The organism is Halobellus sp. (assembly GCF_042218505.1).
GTDB lineage: Archaea > Halobacteriota > Halobacteria > Halobacteriales > Haloferacaceae > Haloquadratum.
Genome location: NZ_JBDGQZ010000065.1, coordinates 1 through 4,362, shown reverse-complemented (window position 1 = coordinate 4,362; position 4,362 = coordinate 1). Strand labels below are relative to the sequence as shown.

Annotated in this window: 6 protein-coding genes; 4 read left to right on the top strand and 2 right to left on the bottom strand. The window is 68.7% G+C overall.

Going from position 1 to position 4,362, the window contains the following annotated elements; translation table 11 throughout:
* Positions 1 to 46 precede the first annotated feature (46 nt).
* From ABEI27_RS15010 to ABEI27_RS15000, 3 genes are all read left to right on the top strand, one after another.
* A complete protein-coding gene (locus ABEI27_RS15010) occupies positions 47 to 1,108 on the top strand; it encodes an NAD(P)-dependent glycerol-1-phosphate dehydrogenase (protein WP_375800219.1) in 1,062 nt (353 codons plus the stop codon).
* 122 nt (positions 1,109 to 1,230) lie between these two features.
* Positions 1,231 to 1,845, top strand: coding sequence for a DUF420 domain-containing protein (locus ABEI27_RS15005; protein ID WP_375800218.1), 615 nt, complete (start codon positions 1,231 to 1,233; stop codon positions 1,843 to 1,845).
* Positions 1,846 to 1,869: 24 nt separating this feature from the next.
* Positions 1,870 to 2,928 (top strand): glycosyltransferase, encoded by a 1,059-nt coding sequence (locus ABEI27_RS15000; protein WP_375800217.1) that lies wholly within the window; start codon positions 1,870 to 1,872, stop codon positions 2,926 to 2,928.
* A gap of 46 nt (positions 2,929 to 2,974) precedes the next feature.
* Here the strand turns inward: ABEI27_RS15000 and ABEI27_RS14995 are convergent, their stop codons facing one another.
* Positions 2,975 to 3,304 (bottom strand): hypothetical protein, encoded by a 330-nt coding sequence (locus ABEI27_RS14995; protein ID WP_375800216.1) that lies wholly within the window; start codon positions 3,302 to 3,304, stop codon positions 2,975 to 2,977.
* A gap of 51 nt (positions 3,305 to 3,355) precedes the next feature.
* Positions 3,356 to 3,544: a hypothetical protein gene (locus ABEI27_RS14990; protein ID WP_375800215.1), complete on the bottom strand. Its 189-nt coding sequence runs from the start codon at positions 3,542 to 3,544 to the stop codon at positions 3,356 to 3,358.
* Positions 3,545 to 3,791: 247 nt separating this feature from the next.
* Here ABEI27_RS14990 and ABEI27_RS14985 point away from each other — a divergent pair.
* Positions 3,792 to 4,362, top strand: a 571-nt coding sequence (locus ABEI27_RS14985) for a surface glycoprotein (RefSeq protein ID WP_375800214.1), incomplete at its 3' end; no start/stop codon positions are given.

Genomic DNA, 4,362 nt, shown 5'->3' with positions numbered 1-4,362 from the left:
CCAGACACAGCGGAGGTTTCTAACCCGGCGGGTGTCACCGGCGGGTATGTTCGAGAAGTCGACGTGGATCAAGCTCCCGCGCGACGTGGTCGTGGGCCACGGCGTGCTCGACGACCTCGACGAGGTGGTTGCCGACCTCTCCGTGACGGGTCGTCCCCTCGTCGTCACCAGCCCGACGCCCGACCGAATCGCGGGCGAGCGGGCGCGCGATGCGCTCGCGAGCGTCGGCCCCGCGCCGGCGACGGCGGTCACAGAGCGGGCCTCATTCGACGAGGTCTCAGACCTCGTCGAACGCGCCCGCGCCGAAGAGGCCGGCTATCTCGTCGCGCTGGGCGGCGGGAAGCCGATCGACCTCGCGAAGATGGCCGCCGACGAACTCGGACTGGGGTTCGTCTCGGTGCCGACGGCGGCGAGCCACGACGGCATCGTCTCCGGACGGTCCTCGATCCCCGAGGGCGATACCCGCCACTCCGTCGCCGCCAACCCCCCGCTCGCGGTGGTTGCCGACACCGAACCGATCGCCGCGGCGCCGTGGGCGCTCACCACCGCGGGCTGTGCGGACATCATCTCGAACTACACCGCGGTGAAAGACTGGCGCCTCGCCGCGCGCCTGAAGAACGTCCCGTACAGCGAGTACGCGGGTGCGCTCTCGGAGCTGACGGCGGAGATGCTGGTCGACAGCGCAGACTCGATCAAGAGTGGGTTAGAGGAGTCGGCGTGGATCGTGGTGAAGGCGCTGGTCTCCTCGGGCGTCGCGATGTCTATCGCGGGCTCGTCGCGGCCCGCGAGCGGGGCCGAACACCTGATCAGCCACCAACTCGACCGGACGGTCGCCGACCCGGCGCTCCACGGCCACCAGGTCGGGGTCGCGAGCGTCGTCACCGCATACCTCCACGAGGGGCCCGAGGGCGGCTGGCGCGAGGTCCGCGACGCCCTCGCGGCTATCGAGGCGCCGACCACGGCGGCGGAACTGGGTATCGACGACGCGACGTTCGTCGCGGCGCTGACGACCGCCCACGAGATCAGAGACCGCTACACCATCCTCGGCGACGGCATCAGCGAGGCGGCGGCGTGGGCGGCCGCCCAGCGGACCGGCGTCGCCGACTGATACGGACTGTCGTGGCTGTTTCTGGCCGTCGCGTCCCCACGCTCGTCGACGGCCAGACGCGACCCGACAGCCCGCACGACCGGGAGCGGAAAGGACATACCTGTCGACTTCTCACCCCCGATATGGCGACTGCGGACGTCACCGCCCCGGCGAAGGCCCACCCCCGCGTGACCGCCGCGATACTCACCGTCCTCGGCTACGGCCTCGTCCTCGGGACGTTCGCGGGAGTCGTCCCACAGTCGATCTACCCCGACCTCACGCTCGCGCAGGTGAACCTCCTCAGCCACGCCATCGCGGCAGTCAACACCGTCACCACTCTCCTCCTCGTGGCCGGCTGGTACTTCATCCGGCAGAACGAGGTGCGAAAACACGCCGCCGCGATGTCTTCGGCGTTCGCCCTCATCCTCGTCTTTCTCGTGCTGTACCTCGCGAAGGTGGGCGGCGGCGGCACGAAGGAGTTCGTCGGTCCGACGCTGCCGTACTACGCCTACCTCGCGATGCTGGCGGTCCACATCGTCCTCTCTATCCTCGCGGTGCCGGTCGTCCTGTACGCACTCGTCCTCGCCGTGACGCACACGCCGGCCGAACTGCGCCAGACCAGCCACAGGCGAGTCGGCCGGGTCGCCGCGTCGTCGTGGATCACCTCGCTCACCCTCGGCGTCGTCGCGTACGTCCTGCTCAACCACGTCTACGACTGGGAGTTCACGGCGGCGGCCGTCGTGTTCGTACCTTTTTAGGGCGCCCCTCCGTCTCCGCGGGCGATGGACGTCGCTCTCGTCGGGATGCGGACCGACCCGCCGTTCGCCACGGAGGCGACCGCGCGGCGGCGTCGGCTCGCCGAGGGTCTCGCGGCGCGCGGCCACGACGTGACCGTTCTCTGTGCGCGCTGGTGGGGGTTCGACGGGACGATCTGGGAGGACGGCGGCGTCACGTACCGCGCGGTCTGTGACCGCGTGGCCGCGGGGACGTTCGCGGCGCGCCTGCCGGCGCACCTCGGGCGTGTCAGGCCCGACGTGGTCCACGCGGCCGCGAGTCCACCCGCCGCGGTGGCGAGCGCACGCGCCGCGGCGACGGTACTCCGGGTCCCGCTCCTCGTGGACTGGTGGGACGACCACCCCGCGGACCGACCCGCCGCCTACCGCCGGGTCGCGAGGCTGCCGGCGACGGTGACGGTCCCCTCGCGGCTCGCGGCGACCCACGCCCGCGAGTGCGGGGTGCCCGACGACCGGGTGACGACGCTTCCCGAACCGGTCGACTACGACCTCGTGCGGGCGGCGCCGGTCGAGGCGCGCGCGGACGTGGTGTACGCCCGTCGACTCGACGCGGACGCGAACGTCGAGAGCCTGCTCCTCGCCCTCGCGGAACTCCGCGACCAGTCGTGGCGCGCGGCGGTCGTCGGCGACGGCCCGTCGCGCGAGGCCGCCGAGGAGACCGCCGCGGAACTCCGGATCGACGACCGGGTCGAGTTTCTCGGGGACCTCCCCCTCGCGGACCTCGTGCCCGTGCTGAAGGGCGCGCACGTGTTCGCCCAGACCGCGACCCGCGAGCGGTTCGCGAACGAACTCTGCTGGGCGCTCGCCTGCGGCTGTGTCGGGGTCGTCGAGTACCAGGCCGACTCCGCCGCCCACGAACTCGTCGAGGGCGACCGGAACGGCGTCCGTGTCACCAGCCCGCAGGAGCTCGCCGACCAGATAGTCGCGGTGGCGGGCCGCGACCGGCGGACCGTGGACGAGCGCTTCGCCGAGTTCGACCGCCCGACGGTCCTCCGGCGACTGGAGGAGTGCTACCGCACGGCGATAGCGGGCCACGGCCTTCGGTGACTCGTCTGGAACCTCGCCGTCGAGAGTGTCCCTCCCCGTCGCCCGCTCACCACGTCTCGACCGTGACCCCGAGACGCTCGAAGTCGCCGACGTTCTCGGTCAGCACCGGCTCTCCGTATTTGTCTGCGACGCCGGCGATCATCGCGCCCACCAGGTCGGCTCCGGGGTCGCCGCCCCACTCGTCGTCGCCCGCGAGTAACTCCGCGGCCCTTCGGGCCACCACCTCGTCGACGGGCTCTACGGCCGTCCCATCAGTCGATTCTCGATCGCCCGCGCCGTCGCGCTCCCCCGCTCGCTCTCGACCCCGTACCGCACCTCCGCCACGACGGGTGTCGGGATGCGCCGCTTGACCCCCGCTCTGCGAGTTCGACTCCACGCTGGAACGCGTCTTCAGAGTCCAGCTCGAAGGCGTACGACGAATCGAGGATCACTCCCGGAACGCCTCGCGCGCGGCGGCCTTCCGGTCTTTGCGCTCGCGAACCTCTCGGGCGGCCTGCTTCGCCTCGTCGAGCCCGTCCTCGTCGAGGATATCGGGGATCTCCAGGAGGTCCTGCCGGCGAGTCAGGCGTTCCAGCGTCTCCGAGATCGTCTCCGAACCGCGGCTCTGTGATTTCACGCCGTCCCGCGTCGGACGTCGTTTACATACCTTCCCGGGGCTCGTGCCACGTAGTCACATACGCCAGTACGGGGCCGTAGACGTGCAAGACGGCCGTCAGACGCGGATTCAGATTCCACAAAGCACTTATACGATTCGTTAGACCGTACGAGCGTACCCTACCCAGAGACTGCGCACCCGGCGTGGTCTCAAAACTCGGCACGAAAGGACGCGACAGTCTCGGACTGCCGGCGCACAACAACAAACTATGTCAGGACATACATCCGACAAGGTTCGCGCGGTCGTCCTCTCCGCGTTGATGGTTCTCTCGGTCTTCGGGGGAACTGTCGCGTTTGCGGGGACGGCTGCCGCTCAGACCGCGGACTCGGGAAGCATTACCCCGAGTACCGTAGACGAACAGACAACAAACGAACACAACGTGAGTGTTGATGTCACTCTGAATACCAGTGACGGCACTGATCAGGATGTCTTCGTTGACCTTCCTGATGCGCTTAACACCAGTTCCAGCTCAATCACCAGTCTTTCAGTTACTGGTCCTGGATCTGGGAATGTCTCCGTTGGATCTGGCAGCGTCAACTCCAACGGCAACGTCAGCTTTGCTGTCTCTGACTCGACTGGCAGCGGCGACGAATCTGTCACCCTGGCATTCAACATTACGAGCGTCCAAGCACCATCCGTCTCTTCGGACACGACGGCTACTGCTCAGCTCAAAATTGATGATGGCCAGGACGGTTCCATCGAAAGCTCGCTTGGCTTCCAGCAGCTGACCATCCAAGACGTCGTTGGCCCGAGCGGTTCGACCCGCTCGGCCGACGGTA